Raw genomic sequence first — 25,975 nt, 5'->3', positions numbered from 1 at the left:
GGAATGTTCATGGATACCAAACTGCTCGACATCCTCGCTTGCCCCGTGTGCAAAGGCCCGCTCAAGCTCAGCGCCGACAAGACCGAACTGATCAGCAAGGGCGCCGGCCTGGCGTACCCGATCCGCGACGGCATCCCGGTGATGCTGGAAAGCGAAGCGCGCACCCTGACCACCGACGAGCGCCTGGATAAATGACCACAGCCTTCACCGTTGTCATCCCGTCGCGTTTCGCCTCGACCCGTCTGCCGGGCAAGCCGTTGCTGGATATTGCCGGCAAGCCGATGATCCAGCATGTCTGGGAACAGGCGAGTAAAAGCAGCGCCACCCGCGTCGTGGTTGCCACCGATGACGCGCGCATTGTCGAAGCGTGCAAAAGCTTTGGCGCCGAAGTGGTGCTGACCCGTGAAGATCACAATTCCGGCACTGATCGTCTGGCCGAAGTCGCGGCGAAACTGGGCCTTGCGCCTGACGCGATCGTGGTCAACGTGCAAGGCGATGAGCCGCTGATTCCGCCAAGCGTGATCGATCAGGTCGCCGCCAACCTTGCTGCCCATACCGAAGCGCGCATGGCCACGCTGGCCGAGCCGATCGAAGACGTCGAAACCCTGTTCAATCCCAACGTAGTGAAGGTTTCCAGCGACATCAACGGTCTGGCTCTGACCTTCAGTCGTGCAACCTTGCCGTGGGCTCGCGATGCGTTCGCCAAGAGCCGCGAGCAGCTGCCGGAGGGCGTGCCGTATCGCCGCCACATCGGCATTTATGCCTATCGCGCCGGGTTCCTCCACGACTTCGTGAGCTGGGGCCCATGCTGGCTGGAAAACACCGAATCCCTTGAGCAACTGCGTGCCCTGTGGCACGGCGTGCGCATTCATGTTGCCGACGCGCTGATCGCGCCGCCGACCGGCGTCGACACCGTTGAAGACCTTGAGCGGGTTCGTCGCCTGCTGGGGGCCTGATGCGCGTTCTGTTTGTGTGCCTGGGCAACATCTGCCGTTCGCCCACCGCCGAAGGCGTGTTGCGCCACAAGTTGCGCGAAGCCGGTCTGGCGGACGTGGTCGAAGTAGCGTCCGCCGGCACCGGTGACTGGCACGTCGGCAACCCGCCGGACAAGCGCAGCCAGGCTGCGGCGAAACTGCGCGGTTATGACCTGTCGACGCAACGCGCGCAGCAGGTCAACCGGGCCGATTTCGCCAGCTACGACCTGATCCTCGCCATGGACAGCAGCAACCTGCGCAACCTCAAGGCCTTGCAGCCGTCCGCCGGCAAGGCCGAGCTGGACCTGTTCCTGCGTCGCTATGCTGGATTGGTCGATGAAGTGCCGGATCCGTATTACGACGGCGATCAGGGTTTCGAGCAGGTGCTTGATCTGATCGAAGCGGCCTGCGACCAGGTGCTGATCGAAGTGAAAGGCCGCTTATGAGTTTGCAGGTCCAACCGCAGGTATCACTAAAAGCCTTCAACACTTTCGGCGTTGATGTGCGTGCGCAACTGTTTGCCGAAGCCCACAGCGACGCCGACGTCCGCGAGGCGCTGGCCTATGCCGCGTGCCATGACGTGCCGTTGCTGGTGATCGGCGGCGGCAGCAATTTGCTGCTGACGGCGGATATTCCAGCGCTGGTGTTGCGCATGGCCACTCGTGGCATCCGCGTGCTCAGTGATGATGGCAATCGTCTGGTGATCGAAGCCGAAGCGGGCGAGCCGTGGCATCCGTTCGTGCAGCACACGCTGGCCCAGGGGCTGGCCGGGCTGGAAAACCTCAGCCTGATTCCCGGCACTGTCGGCGCCGCGCCGATGCAGAACATCGGTGCCTATGGCGTCGAGATCAAGGACGTGTTTGCCGGGCTGACCGCGCTCGACCGCGAAAGCGGCGAGCTGCGTGATTTCAGCCTGCAAGACTGCAACTTCGGCTACCGCGACAGCCTGTTCAAACAGAAGCCGGGACGTTGGCTGATCCTGCGGGTGCGCTTCAAGCTTGATCGCGCAGCGCACCTGCATCTGGAATACGGCCCGGTGCGCCAGCGCCTGAGCGAGCAGGGCATCGAGCAGCCGACGCCCACCGACGTCAGCCGCGCCATCTGCAGCATCCGCAGCGAAAAACTCCCGGACCCGGCAGTGCTCGGCAATGCCGGCAGCTTCTTCAAGAACCCGCTGGTGCCCGCCGCCGTGGTTACGCAGATCAAGGCGCAGCACCCGGATCTGGTGGCTTACCCGCAAGCCGACGGGCAGATGAAACTGGCCGCTGGCTGGCTGATCGAGCGCGCCGGCTGGAAAGGTTTTCGCGAGGGCGATGCTGGCGTGCACAAGTTGCAGGCGCTGGTGCTGGTCAACTACGGCACGGCCACCGGCCTGCAACTGCTCGACCTGGCACAACGTATCCAGAAAGACATAGCCGAGCGCTTTCAGGTCGAACTGGAAATGGAGCCCAACAGGTATTGAAGCAGCTGCAAGTTTCAAGCTTCGAGCAGCAAGTTGCACTGCGTCATGAGCTATCTGCCGCTCTTGCTTGCAGCTTGTAGCTAGAAACTTGCAGCTAAAAAGCCCTGTATAAGCAGGGCTTTTTTGTTAATGCTAGGTTAACTTAGCCACCTAACGATACCAATAGTTTGCTCCACCCAAGGCGCGGTTGCGAGCTGCAAACTGCAAGCGAATCCGACACGCCTTCACTTGTAGCTTGCAGCTTGCAGCTTGCCGCTAAGATGTAACCCATAACCACTAAAAAATATGCGGGCGTGCCCATGATTACCCTGAAACTCAACGGTCAAGACCACTCCCTCGATGTCACCGAAGACATGCCGCTGTTGTGGGCGATTCGTGACGTAGCCGGTTACAACGGCACCAAGTTCGGTTGCGGCATGGGCCTGTGCGGCGCCTGCACCATCCACATCGACGGCTTGCCGGCGCGCAGTTGCATCACGCCGATCGGCTCGGTGATCGGCCAGAACGTCACCACCATCGACAATCTCCACGCCGATCCGGTGGGCAAGGTCGTGCAGCAAGCCTGGCTCGACAGCGCGGTCGCGCAATGCGGTTATTGCCAGGGCGGGCAGATCATGTCGGCCACGGCCTTGTTGAAGACCAACCCGAACCCGAGCGACGAGCAGATCGAAGAAGCCATGGTCGGCAACATCTGCCGCTGCGGCACTTACAACCGGATCAAAACCGCGATCCGCCAGGCCTCCACCCACCTGAAGGAGGTGAAGGCATGAGCCGCGTCCCGAATGATTTCGCCCTGAGCAACCTCAGCCGTCGTGGCTTTCTCAAAGGCGTCGGCGCCACCAGTGCGCTGGTCCTCGCCGCGAGCTGGGGCTGGCAGGATGCGCTGGCCGATGACGCGGCGAAGAAGTTCGGCGCCGACGGCATGCCCAATGGCTGGATCGACGATCCCAAGGTCTACGTGAGCATCGCCGCCGATGGCAGCGTCACCGTGGTGTGCAATCGTTCGGAAATGGGTCAGGGCGTGCGCACCAGCCTGAGCATGGTGGTTGCCGATGAGCTCGAGGCCGATTGGGCGCAGGTCAAAGTGCAGCAGGCGCCGGGCGACGAAGTGCGCTTCGGCAACCAGGACACCGACGGTTCGCGCAGCATGCGGCACTGGTACGAACCGATGCGTCGTTGTGGCGCCGCCGCGCGGACCATGCTCGAGCAGGCTGCCGCCGCGCAGTGGAAAGTGCCGGTCGGCGAATGCCATGCGCAACTGCACAAAGTTATTCATAAACCCTCCGGCCGTGAGCTGGGGTATGGCGAGCTTGCCGCTGCGGCCAGTGCGCTGGCAGTGCCGGCGCGTGACAGCCTGCGCCTCAAGCAGCCGTCGGAATTTCGCTACATCGGCAAAGAAGGCACCAAGGCCATCGACGGTGCCGACATCGTCAATGGCCGCGCAGTGTACGGCGCAGACGTGCATTTCGATGGCATGCTCTACGCCACCATCGCTCGCCCTGCGGTGTATGGCGGCAAGGTCAAAAGCCTCGATGACAGCGCCGCACTGAAAGTCCCCGGCGTGCTGAAAGTCATTCAGATCGAAGGCCGGCCATTGCCGTCGGAGTTTCAGCCGCTGGGCGGCGTCGCAGTCGTCGCCAGCAACACCTGGGCGGCGATCAAGGGCCGCGAGGCGCTGAAGATCGAGTGGGACGACGGCCCGAATGCCAGTTATGACTCGATTGCCTATCGCAAAGAGCTTGAAGCCGCGTCGCTGACAGCCGGCAAAGTGGTGCGCAACACCGGTGACATCGACAAGGCGTTGAGCAGCGCTGCCAGCACCCTCGAAGCCTCGTACTACCTGCCGCATCTGGCGCAGGCGCCGATGGAACCCATGGTCGCCATCGCGCGGTTCAAGGACGGCGTGTGCGAAGCCTGGGCGCCGAGTCAGGCCCCGCAGGTCACCCGTGAGCGCATCGCCGAGCGTTTGGGCGTGCCGTTCGAAAAGGTTACTTTCAACGTGACGCTGCTGGGCGGTGGTTTCGGGCGCAAGTCGAAACCGGACTTCGTCGTTGAAGCGGCGATTCTCGCCAAGGAATTTCCCGGCAAGGCTGTACGGGTGCAGTGGACGCGTGAAGACGACATCCACAACTCGTATTTCCACACCGTATCGGCGGAGTACCTGAAGGCCGGCATCGACAAGAACGGCATGCCCTCCGGTTGGCTGCATCGCACCGTGGCGCCAAGCATCACTGCACTGTTTGCCCCGGACATGAACCATGAAGCGGCGTTCGAGCTGGGCATGGGCTTTACCAACATGGCCTACGCGATTCCCAACGTGCGTCTGGAAAACCCTGAAGCCAAGGTGCACACGCGGGTGGGTTGGTACCGCTCGGTGTCGAACATTCCCCATGGCTTCGCGATTCAGAGTTTCGTTGATGAACTGGCGCACAAGGCCGGTGAAGATCCGCTCAAGTACCAGATCAAACTGCTCGGGCCGGATCGGCAGATCGATCCACGCACCTTGAGCGAAGAGTGGAACTACGGTGAATCGCCCGAGCGTTATCCGATCGACACCGGTCGCATGCGCACGGTGCTGGAAACGGCCGCCAAGGCTGCCGGTTGGGGGCGCAAGCTGCCCAAGGGCCGCGGCCTCGGTCTGGCGGTGCATTACAGCTTCGTCACCTATGTGGCCGCGGTGATCGAAGTCGAGGTCAAGGACGACGGTTCGCTGATCGTGCACAAGGCCGACATCGCCGTGGACTGCGGGCCGCAGATCAACCCTGAGCGCATCCGCTCACAGTTCGAAGGCGCGTGTGTCATGGGCCTGGGCAACGCCGTGCTCGGCGAGATCAGCTTCAAGGACGGCAAGGTCCAGCAGGACAATTTCCATATGTATGAGGTCGCGCGCATGTCGCTGGCGCCGAAGGAAGTTGCGGTGCATCTGGTCACGCCGCCGGGTGACGTGCCGTTGGGTGGCGTTGGTGAGCCGGGCGTGCCACCGATCGCCCCGGCGCTGTGCAATGCGATCTTCGCCGCGACCGGCAAGCGTATCCGCAATCTGCCGGTGCGTTATCAGTTGCAAGGCTGGCAGAAGGCGGAGGCGTAAATGGACAGCGTCGATCTCAATGTCCTGCGCAGCGTCCTCGAATGGCGCCGCGCCGGGCAGCGGGTGGTGCTGTTCAGCGTGGTGCAGACCTGGGGCACCGCGCCGCGCTCGCCCGGCGCCATGCTCGCCCTGCGCGAGGATGGCGTGGTGATCGGCTCGGTGTCGGGCGGTTGTGTCGAGGATGACCTGATCGCGCGACTGCACGACGGCCGCATTGCCACCGATGGTCCGCCAGTGCAGATGATTACGTACGGCGTGACCCGAGAGGAGGCCGCGCGTTTCGGCCTGCCATGCGGTGGCACCCTGCGCCTGACCGAGGAGCGCGTCGGCGACCCGGCGTGGGTGGCCGAGCTGCTGCAACGTTGCGAAAACCATGAAATCGTTGCCCGGGAACTGAACATCGAAACCGGCGAGGTGCTGTTGGCTCCGGCGAGTAAAACCGATTCCCTGGTGTTCGACGGCAAAGTCCTGCGGGCGATTTATGGCCCGCGCTGGCGCCTGTTGTTGATCGGCGCCGGGCAGTTGTCGCGCTACGTTGCTGACATGGCGCGGCTGCTGGATTTCGAAGTGCTGATCTGCGATCCGCGCACCGAGTTCGTCTACGGCTGGGAAGAGCAACACGGCCGTTTTGTTCCCGGCATGCCGGACGAAGCGGTGTTGAACATCCAGACCGACGAGCGCACGGCGATTGTCGCCTTGACTCACGATCCACGCCTGGACGACATGGCGTTGCTCACCGCGCTCGACTCGCCAGCGTTTTACGTCGGCGCGCTGGGTTCGCGGGTCAACAGCCAGAAGCGCCGGGAAAACCTCGCTCAGCTAGGTTTGTCGCAAGCATCGATTGATCGCCTGCACGGGCCGATCGGCCTGCACATCGGCAGTCATTCGCCAGCAGAGATCGCCTTGTCGTTGCTGGCGGAAATTGTTGCGATCAAGAACGGCGTCGAGCTGAAACAGAAGAAACCGCTGGAGGGTGCATGAGCCAATCCATCGCAGTGATCGTGCTGGCAGCGGGCGAGGGCAAGCGCTTTCGCCAGATCGCCGGCCCCGACAAAGACAAACTGCTTGCTGACTGCACGGGGCGTGACGGCGCCGTGCGCTCGGTGATCGAGCAAGTGCTGGTGAATCTGCCGGCCAGTCTCGACAATCGCGTACTGGTCACGACCGAAGCGCGACCGCAGGCGATGCGCATGGCCCAGGCTTACGGTTGCGACGTGGTGTCGATCGAGTCGACGGGCATGGGCGACAGCATTGCCGCAGGTGTCGCGGCCAGTGCTGATGCGGATGGCTGGTTAATTGTGCTTGGGGATATGCCTTTTATCTTGCCATCGACTATCGAGCGAGTGGTCGCGGCGATGGCTGATGATGCGGTGAGTGTGCCGGTGCTGAACGGCGAGTTTGGTCATCCGGTGGGGTTTGGTCGTTCGTTTGGTGCTCAGTTACAAGCGCTGACCGGTGATCGTGGTGCACGTCCTTTGTTTGCGCAGGGTAGGGTGGTGGAAGTGGCGGTGGATGATTCGGGGGTGTTGTGGGATATCGATGTGCCTGAATCTCTGGTATTTCCTCATTCCTGAGCCATGTTGAAATCCCTTGTGGGAGCGAGCCTGCTCGCGAATGCGGTGGTTCAGTTACATGAATATTGTCTGACCCACCGCTTTCGCGAGCAGGCTCGCTCCCACAAAGGTTGCGGATGATGCTGTATTGCAGACAATAAAAAGCCCCGCCAGGCTTGCACCTGGCGGGGCTTTTTATTGGCTTCAGGAATTACACGAGTGGTTTAGGCTCGTGCTCTTTTTCCTGGGCTTCTTCGCGCTGCTCGACCGCATCCTGAACGGAGCGGGGTGCTTCAGCGATCACCGCTTCCACCGATGCTTCTTCAGCGACCGGGGCTGGAGCTGCCTCGACCACTTCAGCCGCAGCGGTTGGTTCGGCAGCCACTGGCGCCGCAGCGGCAGCCAGTTCGGCTTCCTTCTGCAGACGCTCGGCTTCACGCTTGCGACGACGCACTTCACGCGGGTCGTTTGGCGCGCGGCCGTTTGGCGTCAGGGCGCTGACCGGAGCCGGAGCCTCAACCACCGGGGCTGGCGCTTCGACTGCGGCTGGCGCTTCTTCAACCTTGGCTTCGACAACCGGTGCTTCGACTGCTGGAGCTTCAACCGCTGGCGTCGGTGCCGGCTCGGCCGCTGTGACCACTGGCTCGGAAACCATGGCTGGCGGCACTTCGGCTTCCGCGACGGGCGCTGGAGTCTCAGTGACGGCTGGCTCGGCAACCCAGTTGAACGCAGTCTGCTCTTCGCGAACTTCACGCACGGTTTTGGTCACTTCTTCAGTGACGGTTTCAACCGCTGGCTCAGTGACGGCAGCTGGCGCTTCAACGTTAGCTTCTGGTACAGCCGCCGCTTCAACCTGAGGCTGAGTTTCGCGGATCGGGGCTACTTCGATTTCCGGTGCAGCAGCCACTTCCACAGGGGTGCTGGCTTCGACAACCGGGGCTTCGACTGGAGCAGTTTCCAGTGTGGCGGCGGTGGCGCGTTCAGCCTGCTCGTGGGCCTGGGCTTCAGCCGGCGCGCTGATGGTGCTGCTGGCAACGGCGGCGGTGACGGCCAGGCCAGCGGCCAGATCGGCAGTGCTTGGCTCACCAGCGTTTTCAGCGGACTCGGATTCTTCCGAACCTTCGATCACGTTGCCGTTGGCATCACGCTGACGCTCGCGACGGTTGCTGCGACGACGCTGACCACGGGAGCGACGACGTGGACGATCGCCTTCGGCGTTGTCCTGACCGTCTTCCGGCAGTTGCTCTTCGTTGTTGCTGTTCACTTCTTCTTCACCAACGGCAGCAGCGGCCTGCTCGGCACGCGGTTGACGCTCTTCACGCGGCGGACGCGGAGCGCGCTCTTCACGTGGCTGACGGGCCGGACGCTCTTCAGCCGACACGGCAGCGGTGGCTGCGGCTGCGACTGGCGCGGCGTCCAGTGGCTCACGCAGTTCACGTACGCGTTCTTCACGCTCGCCACGCGGCTTGCGATCTTCACGCGGGGCGCGCGGTGCACGTTCCTCACGCGGAGCACGTGGTGCGCGCTCTTCGCGGGCTACCGGCGCTTCGCTGCGAGTTTCGCGCGGTTCACGGGCTTCACGTGGCTGACGCTCTTCGCGCGGCTCGCGTGGTGCGCGCTCTTCACGCGGAGCACGTTCTTCGCGCGGCTTGCGTTCTTCATCGCGGCGACCGTTACGGTTGCGGCTCTGCTGACGACCATTGCGACGCTCTTCGTTACGCGCTGGACGCTCGGTGGCAGCCGGTTTCGCAACAGCGACCGGTGCGGCTGGCTCTTCCTTGGTGGCGAACAGGCTGACCAGCGACTTCACCAGACCCTTGAACAGGCTTGGCTCAGGCGCGGCAACCGGTGCCGGAGCAGGTGCGGCAGGGGCAACTTCGGTCGGCACCGGTGCGTTGGCACGGGCCGGCGCAGTCTTCACCGCAGCTTCCTGGCGAACCAGGGTACGGGTCGCAGCGGCTGGCTGGACTTCTTCGACTTCGGCAGCGGCGGCAGCGATTTCGTAGCTGGACTGGTTGGTCGCGGCTTCCGGGCTGTCATCACGCAGTCGCTGAACTTCGAAGTGCGGCGTTTCGAGGTGGTCGTTCGGCAGAATGACGATGCGGGCACGGGTGCGCAGTTCGATCTTGGTGATCGAGTTGCGTTTTTCGTTGAGCAGGAACGCGGCGACCGGGATCGGCACCTGAGCGCGAACTTCGGCGGTGCGGTCCTTCAGGGCTTCTTCTTCGATCAGGCGCAGGATGGCCAGCGACAGCGATTCGACGTCACGGATGATGCCGGTGCCGTTGCAACGCGGGCAGACGATGCCGCTGCTTTCGCCGAGAGATGGACGCAGGCGCTGACGGGACATTTCCAGCAGGCCGAAACGCGAGATGCGACCGATCTGCACACGGGCGCGGTCGGCTTCCAGGCATTCACGGACTTTTTCTTCCACGGCGCGCTGGTTCTTGGCCGGGGTCATGTCGATGAAGTCGATGACGATCAGGCCGCCGATGTCGCGCAGGCGCAACTGACGGGCGATTTCTTCGGCGGCTTCAAGGTTGGTCTGCAGGGCGGTTTCTTCGATGTCGCTGCCTTTGGTGGCGCGCGCCGAGTTGATGTCGATGGACACCAGGGCTTCGGTCGGATCGATAACGATGGAGCCGCCGGAAGGCAGTTCGACGACGCGCTGGAAAGCGGTCTCGATCTGGCTTTCGATCTGGAAACGGTTGAACAGCGGCACGCTGTCTTCGTACAGCTTGATCTTGCTGGCGTACTGCGGCATCACCTGGCGGATGAAGGTCAGGGCTTCGTCCTGGGCTTCAACGCTGTCGATCAGCACTTCGCCGATGTCCTGGCGCAGGTAATCGCGGATGGCGCGGATGATCACGTTGCTTTCCTGATAGATCAGGAATGGCGCGGAGCGATCCAGCGAAGCTTCTTTGATGGCGGTCCACAGTTGCAGCAGGTAGTCGAGGTCCCACTGCATTTCTTCGCTGCTGCGGCCCAGGCCTGCAGTGCGCACGATCAGGCCCATGTCGGCCGGAGCGACCAGACCGTTCAGCGCTTCACGCAGTTCATTGCGCTCTTCGCCTTCGATGCGACGGGAAATGCCGCCGGCACGCGGGTTGTTCGGCATCAGCACGAGGTAACGACCGGCCAGGCTGATGAAGGTGGTCAGGGCGGCGCCCTTGTTGCCACGTTCTTCTTTCTCGACCTGAACGATGACTTCCTGGCCTTCGCTCAGGACGTCCTTGATGTTGACGCGGCCTTCGGGGGCTTTCTTGAAGTATTCGCGGGAGATTTCTTTGAGGGGCAGGAAGCCGTGGCGCTCGGAGCCGAAATCGACAAAGGCAGCCTCAAGGCTTGGTTCGATGCGAGTGATACGGCCTTTATAGATGTTGGCCTTCTTCTGCTCGCGTGCACCGGATTCGATGTCCAGGTCGTAGAGGCGCTGGCCATCTACCAGTGCAACACGCAACTCTTCGGGTTGAGTTGCGTTAATCAGCATTCTTTTCATGTAGTACCGTCGGTTTCCGGGCTGCCGGAAACGGCGTTCGGCACACACGACTTCTCACGGTCGGTGTCAGGTGCGTCGGGAGTGGTTGGCCATTCCCGTGTCCAGCGATGTGCGGCCAATTGGGCCGATACCGCGACGTACGCGTCCTGCTTGCTGTGGCTACTTAAGCACTCAGTCAGGAGGAGGAATCAACCAGCGGCTGTGGACGAGATGAAGCGTCTTGATCAAAGCTTGTTGCTACACAGTCCGGCGGTTGTGCATCTCCACCCTACACGTATCCCTGATAATTCGGGTGCTGCCGCGCGCAGAATCCGCAGCGGGTTGGCATTTACCGTGAGCTCCGAAAGGGGAGGTCACGCATCATGGCTAATTCAGGCGATGTTTCCGAAACATTCGCTCGGGGTCATTCGCAGTCGACTGCACTTTGTGAACTGGCCTCGAATGTTGCCTGCCGGGCGAGTGAGAACTCTGCTCGGCGGTGTAATTCAGGCCTCATGTCACCTGCGCTGGTTACAACCGCAAACTCCACCGTTACGTAGCGAAAGCCCCGTAGGACGGCCTCGCGCCCTGGTGAATTGCGTTGGTCAGGGCCGGTCTTCGACCGTGGTTCCGCTGTCCAGGCCGCTTTTGGCGGCGTTCGCGACTATAGCAGCAATGATTAAGTGCTTCAATTCCATAAAAATTGTTATCATCCGCGGCATGACAACTACTACCCCTTCGACTCCAGGCGTTCAACTGCTTGAAGTCTCGCCGGAGTATGCCGGCCAACGAATCGACAACTTTCTCCTCGCCCGGCTCAAAGGCGTGCCCAAGACCTTGATTTACCGCATTTTGCGCAAAGGCGAAGTGCGCGTGAACAAAGGTCGGATCAAGCCCGAATACAAGCTGCAGGCCGGCGATATCGTGCGTGTGCCGCCGGTTCGCGTGCCTGAGCGCGACGAACCGGTGCCGCTGGCCCAGGGCCTGCTGCAGCGCCTGGAAGCCTCGATCGTCTTCGAAGACAAAGCCCTGATCGTGATCAACAAGCCCGCCGGCATTGCGGTTCACGGTGGCAGTGGCTTGAATTTCGGTGTGATCGAAGCCTTTCGTCAGTTGCGTCCCGATGCGAAGGAGCTGGAGCTGGTCCATCGTCTCGACCGTGACACCTCCGGCCTGCTGATGATCGCCAAGAAGCGCAGCATGTTGCGCCACCTGCACGAGCAACTGCGTGGCGATGGCGTCGACAAGCGCTACATGGCGCTGGTCCGTGGCAACTGGGCAACCTCGATCAAGCAGGTCCGCGCACCGTTGCTAAAGAGCAATCTGCGTTCCGGCGAGCGCATGGTCGAAGTCAACGATGAAGGCAAAGAAGCCCTGACGATGTTCAAGGTGCTGCGCCGCTTCGGCGATTTTGCCACCATGGTCGAGGCGAAACCGGTGACCGGTCGTACCCACCAGATTCGCGTGCACACCTTGCATGCAGGCCATTGCATTGCCGGTGACAGCAAGTATGGCGACGAGGATTTCACCAGGGAAATCCGTGATCTGGGCGGTAAGCGCCTGTTCCTGCACGCTTACATGCTGACCGTGCCGCTGCCCGACGGCGGCAAGCTGAATTTGCAAGCGCCCGTGGATGAAATGTGGGCCAAGACCGTGGAGCGATTGAGTGCGCCCATCTGATTACAAGCTGCTGATTTTCGATTGGGACGGCACGCTCGCCGACTCCATTCACCGGATTGTCGAAGCCATGCACTCGGCGTCCGGGCGTTCCGGTTTCGAGCTGCGCGATGACTTCGCCGTAAAAGGCATCATCGGCCTCGGATTGCCGGAAGCGATTCGCACCCTGTACCCCGAAATCAGCGACGCAGAACTGCTCGCGTTTCGCGAGTACTACGCCGATCACTACATCGCTGCCGAAGCCGTGCCTTCGCCGCTGTTCGAAGGCGTGGTCGAATCGATGGCGTCGTTTCGCGAGCAGGGCTATCAACTGGCGGTGGCGACCGGCAAAAACCGGCGCGGACTGGATCGTGTACTCAAGGCCAATGGCTGGGAAGATTATTTCGATATCACCCGTGCCGCCGATGAAACTGCCAGCAAGCCACACCCTCTGATGCTTGAGCAGATCGTCAGCCACTGTGGCGTGCGCCCGGAGCAGGCGTTGATGGTCGGTGATTCGTCGTTCGATCTGCTGATGGCACGCAACGCGGGGATGGATTCGGTGGCGGTCAGTTATGGCGCGCAATCGATCGAGTCCCTGCAACAGTTCGAGCCGCGGCTGTCGATCGACCGTTTTTCTGAATTGCATGCCTGGCTGGGTCAGCGGGCTTAATACGTTTTTGCTGGGGTAGATGGCATGACCGACGAATGGAAAGCACCGGCCAAGGCAAGTGCCGACGACGGTGACGCGAAAAGCTGGAAGCTGTTGGAAAAAACTCTGCTGGCTGGCGTGCAGGAACAACGCCGTTCGCGGCGCTGGGGGATTTTCTTCAAGCTGCTGACGTTTGTTTATCTGTTTGTTGCTCTGTTGTTGTTCACGCCGCTGATGGACATGGAGAAAAGCGCCGCACGCGGCCCGAACTACACGGCGTTGATCGAGATTGACGGTGTAATCGCCGACAAGGAACCAGCCAGTGCCGACAATATCGTGGGCAGCCTGCGCGCGGCGTTTGAAGACAAGAAGGTCAAAGGCGTCGTTCTGCGCATCAACAGCCCGGGCGGCAGTCCGGTGCAGTCCGGTTATGTCTATGACGAGATCAAGCGTCTGCGTGCTCTGCACCCGGAGATCAAGTTGTATGCAGTGATTTCCGATCTCGGTGCCTCTGGAGCTTATTACATTGCCAGTGCGGCGGATCAGATCTACGCCGACAAGGCCAGTCTGGTCGGCTCGATCGGCGTGACGGCGGCGGGTTACGGTTTCGTCGGCACCATGGAAAAGCTCGGTGTTGAGCGTCGCACCTACACCTCGGGCGAGCACAAGGCATTCCTCGATCCGTTCCAGCCGCAAAAGTCTGAAGAAACCGCGTTCTGGCAAAGCGTGCTCGACACTACGCATAAGCAGTTCATCAACAGCGTCAAGCAGGGTCGTGGCGATCGCCTGAAGGACAAGGAGCATCCGGAGCTTTTTTCCGGGCTGGTCTGGTCGGGTGAGCAGGCGCTGCCGCTGGGGCTGATCGATGGCCTGGGCAGTGCCAGTTCGGTGGCGCGTGATGTGATTGGCGAGAAGGAGCTGGTGGACTTCACTGTGCAGGAATCGCCGTTCGATCGCTTCTCGAAAAAGCTCGGTGCCAGCGTGGCCGAGCAGTTGGCGATGTGGATGGGTTTCCACGGGCCTTCGTTGCGGTAAATTGCCGGTAGATCAAAAGATCGCAGCCTGCGGCAGCTCCTACAGGATTAATGTTCAATCGCTTTTTTTGCGGTGACGCCGATTCTGTAGGAGCTGCCGAAGGCTGCGATCTTTTGCTTTTAAGGGATTTGCACACCTTCGACCAACAACATATCGATCAGGCGAATCAGCGGCAGGCCGACCAGACTGGTGGCGTCCGGACCTTCGGTCGATTGAAACAGGCTTACACCCAAGCCCTCGGCCTTGAAACTGCCGGCGCAGTCGTACGGCTGCTCGATTCGCAGGTAGCGCTCGATGTGCGCCTGATCCAGCTGACGCATGTGCACCGTGAACGGCACGCAGTCGACCTGGCATTGCCCGGTCTGGCTGTTGAGCAGCGCCAAGCCAGTGAGGAAGGTCACGCTCGCGCCGCTGGCGGCCATCAGCTGATCACGGGCCTTCTCGAAGGTGTGCGGCTTGCCGATGATTTGTTCGCCCAGCACGGCAACCTGGTCCGAGCCGATAATCAGGTGAGCAGGGTGGCTGTCCGCCAGGGCGCGGGCTTTTTCTTCGGCGAGACGCTTGACCAATTCGATTGCAGACTCGCCCGGGCGGTGACTTTCGTCGATATCCGGCGAGCTGCAGACGAACGGCAGATGCAGGCGAGCGAGCAATTCGCGGCGATAAGTCGAGCTTGAAGCAAGTAATAAAGGCAGCATGGACGTCTCCTGAGGCAGGTGCGGATTCTAGCGGAGGCGCGCAAGTGACGGACAGGGCACAATTTCCTTTGACATGGGTGGGTGCATCCCTATAATGCTGCGCCTATGTTGAATGACCCGATTCCACCTCACGTTGACCCGCGCAAATTGGCTGACCGTGGCACCACCCTTCAAGGTGAACTGCTGCTGGCCGATTTGAAGAGACTCTGCGACCCGCTTTCCGACGATGTCGGTACGGTGCAGGCCAAATTCGTTTTTGAACGAGATGAACGTAAGTCTGTGGTCATCCACAGCTTTATCGACACCGAAGTCAAAATGGTTTGCCAGCGTTGTCTTGAGCTGGTCACCCTGCCGATCCACAGCGAATGCAGTTACGCGGTGGTGAAGGAGGGTGCGAATACCCAGTCGTTGCCGAAAGGTTATGACGTGCTGGAACTGGGCGAAGATCCATTGGATCTGCAGTCACTGATCGAGGAGGAGCTTCTGCTCGCCTTGCCCATTGTGCCTGCTCATCATCCGGAAGAATGCCAGCAGCCGGCGGGAGCAGATGAGCCCGAACCGAGCGAGGACGAGGTAACGCGGTCCAACCCGTTCAGTGTATTGGCGCAGTTAAAGCGTGACCCAAACGTTTAGGAGTTAATCAATTATGGCTGTTCAGCAGAACAAAAAATCCCGCTCTGCCCGTGACATGCGCCGTTCGCACGACGCTCTCGAGGCTAGCACCCTGTCTGTAGAAAAAACCACCGGTGAAGTTCACCTGCGTCACCACGTATCGCCAGAAGGCGTATACCGTGGCCGTAAAGTGATCGACAAGGGCGCTGACGAGTAATCACTTGTCCGCTCAAGTCATCGCGATTGACGCAATGGGCGGGGACTTCGGTCCCCGCAGCATTGTTCAGGCCAGCCTTGCTTGCCTGTCTGCTACGCCCTCGCTGCACCTGACCCTCGTCGGTCAACCCTCCCTTCTTGAAGAACTGATTCACGGCCAGTCGGCTGCCGATCGCGCGCGCCTGACGATTGTCGCGGCCAGCGAAGTCATCACCATGGACGAAAAACCTGCCCAGGCCTTGCGTGGCAAGCCGGATTCGTCGATGCGTGTCGCCCTTGAGTTGCTCCGCGATGGCAAAGTGCAGGCCTGTGTCAGTGCCGGCAACACCGGTGCGTTGATGGCGCTGTCGCGATTTGTGCTGAAGACATTGCCAGGCATTGATCGTCCGGCCATGGTCGCGGCGATCCCGACGCAGACCGGTTATTGCCAGTTGCTCGATCTTGGCGCCAACGTCGATTGCAGTGCCGATCACCTGTTGCAGTTCGCGGTGATGGGTTCGGTGGCCGCGCAGACCCTGGGAATCGCGCGGCCGCGTGTGGCGCTGCTGAACATCGGCACCGAAGACATCAAGGGCAATCAGCAGGTCAAGCTGGCCGCAACGCTGTTGCAGGCGGCGCGCGGGATCAACTACATCGGCTTTATCGAAGGCGACGGCTTGTATCGCGGCGAGGCCGATGTGGTGGTGTGTGACGGTTTCGTCGGCAACATCCTGCTCAAATCCAGCGAAGGCCTGGCGACGATGATTGCGGCGCGCATCGAGGCGCTGTTCAAGAAAAACTTCGCGTCTCGCGCTGTCGGCGCTCTCGCATTGCCGTTGATGAAGCGTCTGCAGGCTGATCTGGCTCCGGCGCGACATAATGGCGCAAGCTTTCTCGGCTTGCAGGGCATCGTCGTGAAGAGTCACGGATCGGCCGGGGTGCAGGGCTTTCAGAGTGCGATTCAACGGGCGCTGATCGAAATTCAGGAGAACCTGCCCGAGCGTCTCCACGGTCGTCTGGAGGACCTGTTGTCTTAGGCGTTTTCGTCGGACAATGCTTAAATGTGACCGCCCGGTTCAAAGGGCCATCCAAACTGTCAGTTTCTGGCGTCCCGAACAGGGCGTTATTTTCCGACGACAAGATCATTAGGGGCTTGTTACATGTCTGCTTCCCTCGCATTCGTCTTTCCAGGACAGGGTTCGCAGTCCCTCGGCATGCTGGCCGAGCTGGGCGCGCAACATCCGCTGATCCTCGAAACCTTTCAAGAAGCCTCTGCTGCGCTGGGCTACGACCTGTGGGCGCTGACCCAGCAGGGCCCGGAAGAGTTGCTCAATCAAACCGATAAAACCCAACCGGCCATTTTGACCGCTTCGATCGCCCTGTGGCGTCTGTGGCTGGCCGAAGGCGGCGCGCGTCCGGCATTCGTCGCCGGCCATAGCCTGGGTGAATACAGTGCGCTGGTAGCCGCTGGCAGCCTGACCCTGGCTGACGCGGTCAAGCTCGTCGAGCGTCGTGGCCAGTTGATGCAGGAAGCGGTGCCGGCCGGGCAGGGCGGCATGGCTGCGATCCTCGGTCTGGAAGACGCCGATGTGCTGGCTGCCTGCGCCGAAGCAGCACAAGGCGAAGTTGTCAGCGCGGTGAATTTCAACTCGCCGGGCCAGGTGGTAATTGCCGGTGCCAAGGCTGCTGTCGAACGTGCCATCGAAGGCTGCAAGGCCCGTGGCGCCAAGCGCGCCATGCCATTGCCGGTGAGCGTGCCGTCGCACTGCGAGCTGATGCGTCCGGCTGCCGAGCGCTTCGCTGAATCCATCGCCGCCATCGACTGGCAGGCGCCGCAGATCCCGGTCGTCCAGAACGTCAGCGCACAAGTGCCGGCCGATCTGGAAACCCTCAAGCGTGATCTGCTCGAGCAACTCTACAAGCCGGTGCGCTGGGTTGAATCGGTGCAGACCCTGGCGGCCAAAGGCGCGACCAATCTCGTCGAATGCGGCCCCGGCAAAGTCCTTGCCGGCCTGAACAAGCGTTGCGCCGAAGGCGTTTCTACTTCCAACCTCAATACCCCAGATGCCTTCGCTGCCGCTCGCGCAGCGCAGGCCTGAATCAGGAGAAACTTGCATGAGTCTGCAAGGTAAAGTTGCACTGGTCACCGGTGCAAGCCGCGGTATCGGCCAGGCCATCGCGCTGGAACTGGGTCGTCAGGGCGCCATCGTTGTCGGCACCGCGACCTCCGCGTCGGGCGCCGAGCGCATTGCCGCGACCCTGAAGGAAAACGGTATCCAGGGCGCCGGTTTCGAACTCAACGTCACCAGCGACGAATCGGTCAGCGCGGTGCTGGCGGGTATTCAGGAGCAGTTCGGTGCGCCCGTGGCAATTCTGGTCAATAATGCCGGCATCACCCGCGATAACCTGATGATGCGCATGAAAGACGACGAATGGTACGACGTGATCGATACCAACCTGAACAGTCTGTATCGCCTGTCCAAGGGCGTTCTGCGCGGCATGACCAAGGCTCGCTGGGGTCGAATTATCAGTATTGGCTCGGTGGTGGGTGCCATGGGCAACGCCGGCCAAGTAAACTATGCAGCCGCCAAGGCCGGTCTGGAAGGTTTCAGCCGGGCGATGGCGCGTGAAGTCGGTTCGCGTTCGATTACGGTCAACTCGGTAACCCCTGGGTTCATCGACACCGATATGACCCGCGAGCTGCCTGAAGCACAGCGTGAAGCCTTGCAGACGCAGATTCCGCTGGGTCGTCTGGGACAAGCTCAAGAGATCGCGTCCGTGGTCGCTTTTCTTGCATCCGACGGTGCGGCATACGTTACCGGGGCTACAATCCCGGTGAACGGTGGGATGTACATGTAAGTAAAATGTGACGGATTGCTTCAAAAAAATGTCATACGAGCTGTCTAAAATCCGTTATAAAGCTGCAATCTATTTATAGGCAGAGGGCCGCAGGGTTTGAGGAGTGAAGCTTTCAGTTGAAAAACTGAAAAGGCTTTCTATACACTTACCCACTGGCCAGCTGCCTGAATTTGTCCATTAGGAGTGAAAACAAGGTATGAGCACCATCGAAGAGCGCGTCAAGAAAATCGTTGCCGAGCAACTGGGTGTTAAAGAAGAAGAAGTGGTCAACACCGCTTCCTTCGTAGAAGACCTGGGTGCCGACTCCCTTGACACCGTTGAGCTGGTGATGGCTCTGGAAGAGGAATTCGAGACCGAAATCCCTGACGAAGAAGCTGAAAAGATCACTACTGTACAAGCTGCAATCGACTACGTTACCAGCCACCAGGCGTAACAGTTTGTAATCGTTGCTTGCTGTCATGGAAAAACCGCACTGCCATCATGGCGTGCGGTTTTTTCTTTAGGCCTGATGCAAAGTCGTCATTTGAAAAAGGAGAGTGCTGTGTCGCGTAGACGCGTCGTAGTCACCGGTATGGGTATGTTGTCGCCACTGGGCACGGATGTGCCGAGCAGTTGGCAGGGCATTCTGGCTGGCCGCAGTGGCATTGGTCTGATCGAACACACCGACCTTTCTGCCTATTCGACCCGCTTCGGCGGTTCGGTCAAAGGCTTCAATGTCGAGGAATACCTGTCGGTCAAGGAAGCGCGCAAGCTCGACCTGTTCATTCAGTACGGCCTCGCCGCAGGCTTTCAAGCCGTGCGCAATGCCGGTCTGGAAGTCACCGATGCCAACCGTGAACGCATTGGCGTGGCCATGGGTTCGGGTATCGGCGGTCTGACCAACATCGAAGAAACCAGCCGCACCCTGCACGAGACCGGCCCACGGCGGATCTCGCCTTTCTTTGTGCCTGGCTCGATCATCAATATGATTTCCGGCTTCCTGTCGATCCATCTGGGCGCACAGGGACCCAACTACGCCATCGCCACCGCGTGCACCACCGGTACGCACTGCATCGGCATGGCTGCGCGCAACATCATGTACGACGAAGCCGACGTGATGATTGCCGGCGGCGCGGAAATGGCCGCTTGCGGTCTTGGCATGGGTGGCTTCGGCGCGTCCCGTGCACTGTCGACCCGCAACGACGAGCCGACCCGCGCCAGCCGTCCATGGGACAAGGGCCGTGACGGTTTCGTCCTGTCCGACGGTGCCGGTGCGCTGGTTCTCGAAGAGCTCGAACATGCCAAGGCCCGTGGTGCGACGATCTATGCCGAGCTGATCGGTTTCGGCACCAGTGGCGATGCGTTTCACATGACCTCGCCACCCGCCGATGGCGCCGGTGCCGCGCGTTGCATCACCAATGCCCTGCGCGACGCGAAGATCAATGTCGATCAGGTGCAGTACATCAACGCCCACGGCACCTCGACCCCGGCCGGCGACCTCGCCGAAGCCAATGCGATCAAATCGGTGTTCGGCGATCACGCCTACAAACTGGCCGTCAGCTCGACCAAGTCGATGACCGGCCACCTGTTGGGTGCGGCGGGCGCGGTCGAGGCGATCTTCAGCGTGCTGGCGATCAACAGCCAAGTGGCACCGCCGACCATCAACCTCGATGAGCCGGACGAAGGCTGCGATCTCGATTTCGTCGCGCACACTGCGCGTAACATAGACATTGATGTCGTACTGTCCAACTCCTTCGGTTTTGGCGGCACCAACGGCACTCTGGCATTCCGCCGGTTCGCTGGCTGATGGACAGCTGGGTCGACGGTCAACCGGCTGACGCGCTGTCGCTGAAAGATCGCGGCCTGGCTTACGGTGATGGTCTGTTCGAGACCATTGCTGTGCACAGTGGTCGGCCGATCCTGCTGGATCGACACCTGACGCGTCTGGCCGATGGCTGCGCGCGTCTGGCCATTGCCACGGATCTCGAGCTGGTTCGCCACGAGCTGCTCAGCTATGCGACAGCGATGGGCGAGGGCGTGCTCAAGCTCATCCTCACTCGTGGTGACGGTTTGCGCGGTTATGCGCCCGACCCCGCGGCACAGGGCCGGCGCATTCTGCAAGGCAATCCGCCGGCGGCTTATCCCGCTGTTCACGCCGAACACGGCATCCGCCTGTTTCCCTGCAACACCCGCTTGTCCACGCAACCTCTGCTGGCCGGGCTCAAACATCTGAACCGACTGGAACAGGTGCTCGCCCGCGCCGAATGGCAGGACGGCGATCACGCCGAAGGCTTGATGCTCGATCAGGCCGGGCGCGTCGTCGAAGGCGTGTTCAGCAATATTTTCCTGGTGCGCGACGGTGGTCTGATCACGCCCGACTTGAAGCGCTGCGGCGTCGCCGGGGTGATGCGCGCGGAAATATTGTTTCAGGCCGAGTCACTGGCCATCCCCACGCAAATCGCTGATATCAGCCTCGAACAGTTGCAATGGGCTGATGAAGTGTTTGTCTGCAACAGCGTTTATGGCGTCTGGCCGGTACGCGCCTGTGCTGCACTGAGCTGGCCGGTTGGCCCGCTCACCCGTAAACTGCAAACCATTGCCCGCGCGCTACTGGATGCTTGATTCGTGAGACGTAAACTTTTGCTGCTGCTGGAAACCGGACTGGTTCTGGCAGGGCTGCTGTTGGGCGCCAGCGCCTGGAAAATTCATTCGGCACTGGAACAGCCCCTGAACATCCCGCAGGAACAACTGTTGGATGTGCCGAAAGGCTCTACACCGACGCGTACCTTCCTTGAGCTCGAAACCGACGGCGTCATCAAGGACGCGTTCTGGCTGCGTGTCTACTGGCGCTTCAATCTCGCCGGTACGCCGATTCACAGCGGCGAGTACCGCATGCAGCCGGGAATGACCGTCAACGGTCTGATCGATTCATGGAAGCGCGGCGACGTGGTTCAGTACAGCCTGACCCTGGTCGAAGGCTGGACTTTTCATCAAGTGCGCGCCGCCCTGGCCAAGGACGACAAGCTTGAGCAGACACTCAACGGTCTGAGCGACAGCGACGTCATGGCGAAGATTGGCCACAAAGGCTTGTTCCCTGAAGGTCGGTTCTTCCCGGACACGTACCGTTTCGTGCGTGGCATGTCCGATGCCGAGTTGCTGAAAAAGGCTTTTGAGCGTCTCGACGAAGTGCTCGCCAAAGAATGGGCGCAGCGTTCTGCCGATGTGCCTTACAGCGAACCTTATCAAGCGCTGATCATGGCCTCGCTGGTCGAAAAAGAGACTGGCGTACCGCAGGAGCGCGGGCAGATTGCTGGCGTTTTCGTACGGCGCATGGCACTGGGCATGCAGCTGCAGACGGATCCGACGGTGATCTATGGCCTCGGCGATCGCTACACCGGCAAATTGACCCGCGCGCATCTGAAAGAACCGACGCCCTATAACACCTACGTGATTCCCGGCTTGCCGCCGACGCCGATTGCCATGGTCGGGCGCGAGGCGATTCACGCCGCGCTCAATCCGGTGGAAGGCAGCAGCCTGTACTTCGTCGCCCGTGGCGATGGCAGCCATGTGTTCTCCGATGATTTGGATGCGCACAACAACGCAGTGCGCGAGTACCAGCTCAAGCGCCGTGCCGATTACCGCTCCAGCCCTGCGCCAGCGACCACCCCGGAAACAGCGCCAGCAAACGATGAGGCGATTCCGGCAGCCTCGCCGAATACCGCGTCCGAGGCGCTGCCGCAAATGCCGCCGCAAGAACCTGCGCCAGCCCCGGAACCGGACGCCGCTGCACCGCAGAACGCGCAATGACTTTGATGAAGGACTGCCTGTGACTGGCTTGTTTATTACCCTGGAAGGCCCGGAAGGCGCGGGCAAGAGCACCAACCGCGAATACCTCGCCGAGCGCCTGCGCGCCGCCGGTATCGAAGTGGTACTGACCCGTGAGCCCGGCGGTACGCCGCTGGCCGAGCGGATTCGCGACGTGTTGCTGACCCCGGCCGACGAAGTGATGAACCCGGACGCCGAGCTGTTGCTGGTATTCGCCGCACGCGCCCAGCATCTGGCGGAGGTTATTCGCCCGGCGCTGGCCCGTGGCGCGGTGGTGCTGTGTGACCGCTTCACCGACTCGACGTACGCCTATCAGGGCGGCGGTCGTGGTTTGTCGCTGGAGCGCATCGCCACTCTGGAGACTTTCGTGCAGGGCGACTTGCGGCCCGATCTGACGCTGATTTTCGACCTGCCCGTGGAAATTGGTCTGGCCCGTGCCAGTGCCCGTGGTCGACTTGATCGTTTCGAACTCGAAGGCCGGGCGTTTTTCGAGGACGTGCGCAATGCGTTCCTGAAACGCGCCGAAGCCGACCCTTCGCGCTATGTGCGCCTCGATGCCGGCCAGCCATTGGCCAAGGTCCAGCAATCGCTGGACACCTTGCTGCCGAATCTGCTGGAGCTGGCCCGTGGCTGAGGCCTATCCATGGCAGGACAACCTCTGGCAGCAACTGGCCGGACGCAGTCAGCACGCCCACGCGTATCTGCTGCACGGCCCTGCCGGGATCGGCAAACGTGCGCTTGCCGAACGTCTGATGGCCAGCCTGCTGTGCCAGCGGCCAACCCCCGAGGCGTGTGGCGAGTGCAAATCCTGCTTGCTGCTCAAGGCCGGCAGTCACCCGGACAATTACATTCTGGAGCCGGAAGAAGCGGACAAGGCGATCAAGGTCGATCAGGTTCGTGATCTGGTCAGCTTCGTTGTGCAGACCGCGCAGCTCGGTGGGCGCAAAGTGGTGCTGATCGAGCCGGTCGAGTCGATGAACATCAACGCTGCCAACGCCTTGCTGAAAAGCCTCGAAGAACCGTCCGGCGATACCGTGCTGCTGTTGGTCAGCCATCAGCCGAGCCGTTTGCTGCCGACCATCAAGAGCCGTTGTGTGCAGCAGGCCTGCCCGTTGCCGAACGAGGCGATGAGCCTGGAGTGGCTGGCTCAGGCGCTGCCGGATTGCGCCGAAGAAGAACGCGTCGAACTGCTGACCCTCGCTGCCGGCTCGCCGTTGATGGCGGTCAGCCTGCAATCCCAGGGCGTGCGTGAACAGCGCGCGCAGGTGGTCGAAGGCGTGAAGAAGTTGCTCAAGGGCCAGCAATCGCCAACGCAGCTTGCGGAAGAGTGGAAAAGCATTCCGATGCTGCGTCTGTTCGACTGGTTCTGCGACTGGTCGAGCCTGATTCTGCGTTATCAACTGACCCAGGATGAGGCCGGCCTCGGCCTGGCCGATATGCGCAAGGTTGTGCAATATCTGGCGCAGAAAAGCGCGCAGGGCAAAGTGCTGGAGATCCAGGACTGGATTCTCGCCCAGCGGCAGAAGGTGCTGAGCAAGGCCAACCTCAATCCGGCCCTGTTGCTGGAAGCGTTGTTGGTGCAATGGGTGGGATTGCCTGGTCAAAGATGAGAATGTGTACCTAGACTCTGAAGATCAGCAGTGGAGGTGAACATGATTGAACCTGTCAGCCCGGGGCCGCGTAACGGCATCCTGTCCCTGACCATCAAGGACAAGTCGGTGCTTTACGCCGCCTACATGCCGTTCATCAAGAATGGCGGCCTGTTCATCCCGACCAACAAAAGCTACCGGTTGGGTGACGAGGTGTTCATGCTTTTGCACCTGATGGATGAAGCGGAAAAGATTCCGGTCGCCGGCAAAGTCGCCTGGATCACCCCCAAAGGCGCACAAGGCAATCGCGCCGCCGGTGTCGGCGTGCAGTTCAACGACGGCGACGACACCGCGCGCAGTCGCATCGAAACTCATCTGGCCGGAGCGCTGAAATCCGACCGTCCCACTCATACGATGTAAGTTGCAGTCCTTTTTATGCTCGTAGATTCCCATTGTCACCTTGACCGTCTCGACCTCGCCGCCCACGACGGCTCGCTGGATGCCGCACTCGCTGCGGCCCGTGAGCGCGGGGTCGGACATTTTCTGTGCATCGGCGTCAGCGCCGACAACGCCGCCGACGTCAAAGCCCTCGCCGAGCGTTATGCCGACGTCGATTGCTCGGTCGGCGTGCATCCGCTGGATGTGCAGCCGGGCGCGGCACCAGCGCTTGACTGGTTGTTGCACGAGCTCAACCACCCGAAAGTGGTGGCGATCGGCGAGACCGGCCTCGATTATCACTACGAACCGGAAGCCGCCGAGTTGCAGCAGGAATCGTTTCGCCTGCACCTGCAAGCGGCGCAGCAGACCGGCAAACCGGTGATCATCCACACTCGCGGCGCCCGTGCCGACACCTTGCAACTGCTGCGCGAAGCGGCGTTGCCCCAGGCCGGCGTGCTGCATTGCTTCACCGAAGACTGGGACATGGCCAAAGCGGCGCTGGACATGGGCTATTACATTTCCCTGTCAGGCATTGTCACGTTCCGCAACGCCGACGCTTTGCGCGATGTGGCGAGCAAAGTCCCGGCCGATCGCTTGCTGGTGGAAACCGATTCGCCGTACCTGGCGCCGATTCCGTATCGCGGCAAGCCGAACCTGCCGCAATATGTGCGCGAAGTTGCGGAGTTTCTGGCGATGCTGCGTGGTGAGAACTACGAGCGCTTTGCCGAGCAGACCACGGAAAACTTCAAGCGCCTGTTCCCGCTGGCGAGTGTTAAATCTGCCGTATGACAGCTGGCCAAATCGCAGGCAAAAAAAACCCGGGTTCTGGGGGGTGAATCCGGGTTAAGACCATTAGGAGTAAAACAAAGGCACGCGGTCCGTTGGTACCTTTACCGGCGCGACACTTGGGGGAGATGTCGCCCGACAGTTCAAGTATTGATCAGTCTGGCGTGCAGTCCAGTGAGCCGGTCGGGGTTTTTAAACAAATTTGGAATACGTTTGCTTCAGTTGAGTTCTCATTGCAGTCGAATCGTTCTCAAAATGAACAAGAAACACAGATTTGGTCGATGAACCGTGCTTTTTTGTGCAAGTTAGGCATAATACGCGGCTTCGAATTTTGACCCTTCAGACCTTTTTCTTATGCATAAAGAACCTCGTAAGGTCCGTGAATTTCGTCGCCGCGAGCAGGAAATTCTCGATACCGCGCTCAAGCTGTTCCTCGACCAGGGTGAAGACAGTGTCACCGTCGAGATGATTGCTGATGCCGTGGGTATCGGCAAAGGCACGATCTACAAGCACTTCAAATCCAAGGCCGAGATCTACTTGCGCCTGATGCTCGACTACGAGCGCGATCTGAACGAGCTGCTGCATTCGGCCGATGTCGACAAGGACAAGGAAGCGCTGTCCCGCGCCTACTTCGAATTCCGCATGCGCGACCCGCAGCGCTATCGCCTGTTCGACCGCCTCGAAGAGAAAGTGGTCAAGGGCAATCAGGTGCCGGAGATGGTCGAGGAGCTGCACAAGATCCGTGCCTCGAACTTCGAACGCCTGACGCTGCTGATCAAGGGCCGCATCAGTGAAGGCAAGCTCGAAGACGTGCCGCCGTATTTCCACTACTGCGCATCCTGGGCGCTGGTGCACGGCGCGGTGGCGCTGTACCACTCGCCGTTCTGGAGCAATGTGCTGGAAGATCAGGAAGGCTTCTTCCAGTTCCTGATGGACATCGGCGTGCGGATGGGCAACAAGCGCAAGCGCGATCCGGAAGCGCCGAGCACATAAGTCATTCAGCGCGATGATTGCGCCATGTTTTCGCAACATGGCGCAATAGCGCAGGAATATACTCAGGCATAGGGCTTGCTAAAACCTGATTTCTCAGTCAAGT

General features: G+C 60.8%; 27 protein-coding genes. 25 read left to right on the top strand and 2 right to left on the bottom strand.

What is annotated here, in order from left to right:
* The first annotated feature begins 9 nt into the window (after positions 1 to 9).
* The 8 genes from GXB78_RS10980 (at position 10) to GXB78_RS10945 (ending at position 7,098) form a co-directional block, all read left to right on the top strand.
* On the top strand, positions 10 to 195 hold the full coding sequence (locus tag GXB78_RS10980) for a Trm112 family protein (RefSeq protein WP_003179363.1): 186 nt from the start codon (positions 10 to 12) through the stop codon (positions 193 to 195).
* Positions 192 to 956, top strand: coding sequence for a 3-deoxy-manno-octulosonate cytidylyltransferase (gene kdsB, locus GXB78_RS10975; protein ID WP_073472249.1), 765 nt, complete (start codon positions 192 to 194; stop codon positions 954 to 956). The genes GXB78_RS10980 and kdsB overlap by 4 nt, the downstream gene beginning before the upstream one ends.
* Positions 956 to 1,420 (top strand): low molecular weight protein-tyrosine-phosphatase, encoded by a 465-nt coding sequence (locus GXB78_RS10970; protein WP_329515400.1) that lies wholly within the window; start codon positions 956 to 958, stop codon positions 1,418 to 1,420. The genes kdsB and GXB78_RS10970 overlap by 1 nt, the downstream gene beginning before the upstream one ends.
* Positions 1,417 to 2,436, top strand: a complete 1,020-nt coding sequence (murB, locus tag GXB78_RS10965) for a UDP-N-acetylmuramate dehydrogenase (RefSeq protein ID WP_329515399.1) — start codon at positions 1,417 to 1,419, stop codon at positions 2,434 to 2,436. The genes GXB78_RS10970 and murB overlap by 4 nt, the downstream gene beginning before the upstream one ends.
* A gap of 299 nt (positions 2,437 to 2,735) precedes the next feature.
* Positions 2,736 to 3,206, top strand: coding sequence for a (2Fe-2S)-binding protein (locus tag GXB78_RS10960; RefSeq protein ID WP_016771000.1), 471 nt, complete (start codon positions 2,736 to 2,738; stop codon positions 3,204 to 3,206).
* Positions 3,203 to 5,524 carry a xanthine dehydrogenase family protein molybdopterin-binding subunit gene (locus tag GXB78_RS10955; RefSeq protein ID WP_329515398.1) on the top strand — a complete coding sequence of 774 codons (2,322 nt, stop codon included), beginning with the start codon at positions 3,203 to 3,205 and terminating at the stop codon, positions 5,522 to 5,524. The genes GXB78_RS10960 and GXB78_RS10955 overlap by 4 nt, the downstream gene beginning before the upstream one ends.
* The gene (locus tag GXB78_RS10950; protein ID WP_329515397.1) at positions 5,525 to 6,505 is read left to right on the top strand and encodes an XdhC family protein; all 981 of its coding nucleotides are present in this window, start codon (positions 5,525 to 5,527) and stop codon (positions 6,503 to 6,505) included.
* On the top strand, positions 6,502 to 7,098 hold the full coding sequence (locus tag GXB78_RS10945; RefSeq protein ID WP_329515396.1) for a nucleotidyltransferase family protein: 597 nt from the start codon (positions 6,502 to 6,504) through the stop codon (positions 7,096 to 7,098). Before GXB78_RS10950 ends, GXB78_RS10945 begins: the two co-directional genes overlap by 4 nt.
* A 190-nt stretch (positions 7,099 to 7,288) precedes the next feature.
* Here GXB78_RS10945 and rne read toward each other — a convergent pair whose 3' ends face one another.
* Positions 7,289 to 10,576, bottom strand: coding sequence for a ribonuclease E (gene rne / locus GXB78_RS10940; RefSeq protein ID WP_329515395.1), 3,288 nt, complete (start codon positions 10,574 to 10,576; stop codon positions 7,289 to 7,291).
* A 699-nt stretch (positions 10,577 to 11,275) separates the two neighbouring features.
* On the opposite strand from rne, the gene rluC reads away from it, so the two are divergent.
* The 3 genes from rluC to sppA are packed head-to-tail and all read left to right on the top strand — an operon-like array spanning position 11,276 to position 13,898.
* Positions 11,276 to 12,235, top strand: coding sequence for a 23S rRNA pseudouridine(955/2504/2580) synthase RluC (gene rluC / locus GXB78_RS10935; protein ID WP_329515394.1), 960 nt, complete (start codon positions 11,276 to 11,278; stop codon positions 12,233 to 12,235).
* The gene (locus tag GXB78_RS10930; RefSeq protein WP_329515393.1) at positions 12,222 to 12,884 is read left to right on the top strand and encodes an HAD-IA family hydrolase; all 663 of its coding nucleotides are present in this window, start codon (positions 12,222 to 12,224) and stop codon (positions 12,882 to 12,884) included. The genes rluC and GXB78_RS10930 overlap by 14 nt, the downstream gene beginning before the upstream one ends.
* 24 nt (positions 12,885 to 12,908) lie before the next feature.
* On the top strand, positions 12,909 to 13,898 hold the full coding sequence (gene sppA / locus GXB78_RS10925) for a signal peptide peptidase SppA (protein ID WP_329515392.1): 990 nt from the start codon (positions 12,909 to 12,911) through the stop codon (positions 13,896 to 13,898).
* Between the two features lie 119 nt (positions 13,899 to 14,017).
* Here the strand turns inward: sppA and GXB78_RS10920 are convergent, their stop codons facing one another.
* Positions 14,018 to 14,596 carry a Maf family protein gene (locus GXB78_RS10920; protein ID WP_329515391.1) on the bottom strand — a complete coding sequence of 193 codons (579 nt, stop codon included), beginning with the start codon at positions 14,594 to 14,596 and terminating at the stop codon, positions 14,018 to 14,020.
* Between the two features lie 105 nt (positions 14,597 to 14,701).
* Here GXB78_RS10920 and GXB78_RS10915 point away from each other — a divergent pair, with 105 nt between their 5' ends.
* The 14 genes from GXB78_RS10915 to GXB78_RS10850 all read left to right on the top strand — a co-directional run bounded on the left by GXB78_RS10915 (position 14,702) and on the right by GXB78_RS10850 (position 25,872).
* On the top strand, positions 14,702 to 15,229 hold the full coding sequence (locus GXB78_RS10915) for a YceD family protein (protein ID WP_003204262.1): 528 nt from the start codon (positions 14,702 to 14,704) through the stop codon (positions 15,227 to 15,229).
* Between the two features lie 13 nt (positions 15,230 to 15,242).
* The gene (rpmF, locus tag GXB78_RS10910) at positions 15,243 to 15,425 is read left to right on the top strand and encodes a 50S ribosomal protein L32 (protein ID WP_003179396.1); all 183 of its coding nucleotides are present in this window, start codon (positions 15,243 to 15,245) and stop codon (positions 15,423 to 15,425) included.
* A 4-nt stretch (positions 15,426 to 15,429) separates the two neighbouring features.
* Positions 15,430 to 16,440 (top strand): phosphate acyltransferase PlsX, encoded by a 1,011-nt coding sequence (gene plsX, locus GXB78_RS10905; protein WP_329515390.1) that lies wholly within the window; start codon positions 15,430 to 15,432, stop codon positions 16,438 to 16,440.
* Positions 16,441 to 16,563: 123 nt separating this feature from the next.
* Positions 16,564 to 17,502, top strand: coding sequence for an ACP S-malonyltransferase (gene fabD / locus GXB78_RS10900; RefSeq protein ID WP_056788244.1), 939 nt, complete (start codon positions 16,564 to 16,566; stop codon positions 17,500 to 17,502).
* A 16-nt stretch (positions 17,503 to 17,518) separates the two neighbouring features.
* Positions 17,519 to 18,262, top strand: a complete 744-nt coding sequence (gene fabG, locus GXB78_RS10895) for a 3-oxoacyl-ACP reductase FabG (protein WP_016770989.1) — start codon at positions 17,519 to 17,521, stop codon at positions 18,260 to 18,262.
* Between the two features lie 196 nt (positions 18,263 to 18,458).
* Positions 18,459 to 18,695: an acyl carrier protein gene (acpP, locus tag GXB78_RS10890; RefSeq protein WP_003175607.1), complete on the top strand. Its 237-nt coding sequence runs from the start codon at positions 18,459 to 18,461 to the stop codon at positions 18,693 to 18,695.
* 108 nt (positions 18,696 to 18,803) lie between these two features.
* Positions 18,804 to 20,048 carry a beta-ketoacyl-ACP synthase II gene (gene fabF / locus GXB78_RS10885; RefSeq protein ID WP_329515389.1) on the top strand — a complete coding sequence of 415 codons (1,245 nt, stop codon included), beginning with the start codon at positions 18,804 to 18,806 and terminating at the stop codon, positions 20,046 to 20,048.
* The gene (pabC, locus tag GXB78_RS10880; protein ID WP_329515388.1) at positions 20,048 to 20,863 is read left to right on the top strand and encodes an aminodeoxychorismate lyase; all 816 of its coding nucleotides are present in this window, start codon (positions 20,048 to 20,050) and stop codon (positions 20,861 to 20,863) included. Before fabF ends, pabC begins: the two co-directional genes overlap by 1 nt.
* A 3-nt stretch (positions 20,864 to 20,866) precedes the next feature.
* Positions 20,867 to 22,048, top strand: coding sequence for an endolytic transglycosylase MltG (gene mltG, locus GXB78_RS10875; protein ID WP_329515387.1), 1,182 nt, complete (start codon positions 20,867 to 20,869; stop codon positions 22,046 to 22,048).
* Positions 22,049 to 22,067: 19 nt separating this feature from the next.
* A complete protein-coding gene (gene tmk / locus GXB78_RS10870) occupies positions 22,068 to 22,700 on the top strand; it encodes a dTMP kinase (protein WP_329515386.1) in 633 nt (210 codons plus the stop codon).
* Entirely contained in the window at positions 22,693 to 23,676 is a 984-nt protein-coding gene (locus GXB78_RS10865; RefSeq protein WP_329515385.1) for a DNA polymerase III subunit delta', read from the top strand. The genes tmk and GXB78_RS10865 overlap by 8 nt, the downstream gene beginning before the upstream one ends.
* Before the next feature lie 42 nt (positions 23,677 to 23,718).
* Complete coding sequence (locus GXB78_RS10860) at positions 23,719 to 24,075, top strand: PilZ domain-containing protein (protein ID WP_016770983.1); 357 nt, start codon at positions 23,719 to 23,721, stop codon at positions 24,073 to 24,075.
* A 15-nt stretch (positions 24,076 to 24,090) separates the two neighbouring features.
* A complete protein-coding gene (locus GXB78_RS10855) occupies positions 24,091 to 24,882 on the top strand; it encodes a TatD family hydrolase (protein ID WP_329515384.1) in 792 nt (263 codons plus the stop codon).
* 351 nt (positions 24,883 to 25,233) lie between these two features.
* A complete protein-coding gene (locus tag GXB78_RS10850) occupies positions 25,234 to 25,872 on the top strand; it encodes a TetR/AcrR family transcriptional regulator (RefSeq protein ID WP_329515383.1) in 639 nt (212 codons plus the stop codon).
* Positions 25,873 to 25,975 lie beyond the last annotated feature (103 nt).

This window comes from Pseudomonas moraviensis subsp. stanleyae (genome assembly GCF_036283065.1).
GTDB classification, from domain to species: Bacteria; Pseudomonadota; Gammaproteobacteria; order Pseudomonadales; family Pseudomonadaceae; genus Aquipseudomonas; species Aquipseudomonas stanleyae.
The sequence above is the reverse complement of the archived record's forward strand: the minus strand, read 5'-3'. Positions and strand labels throughout refer to the sequence as shown.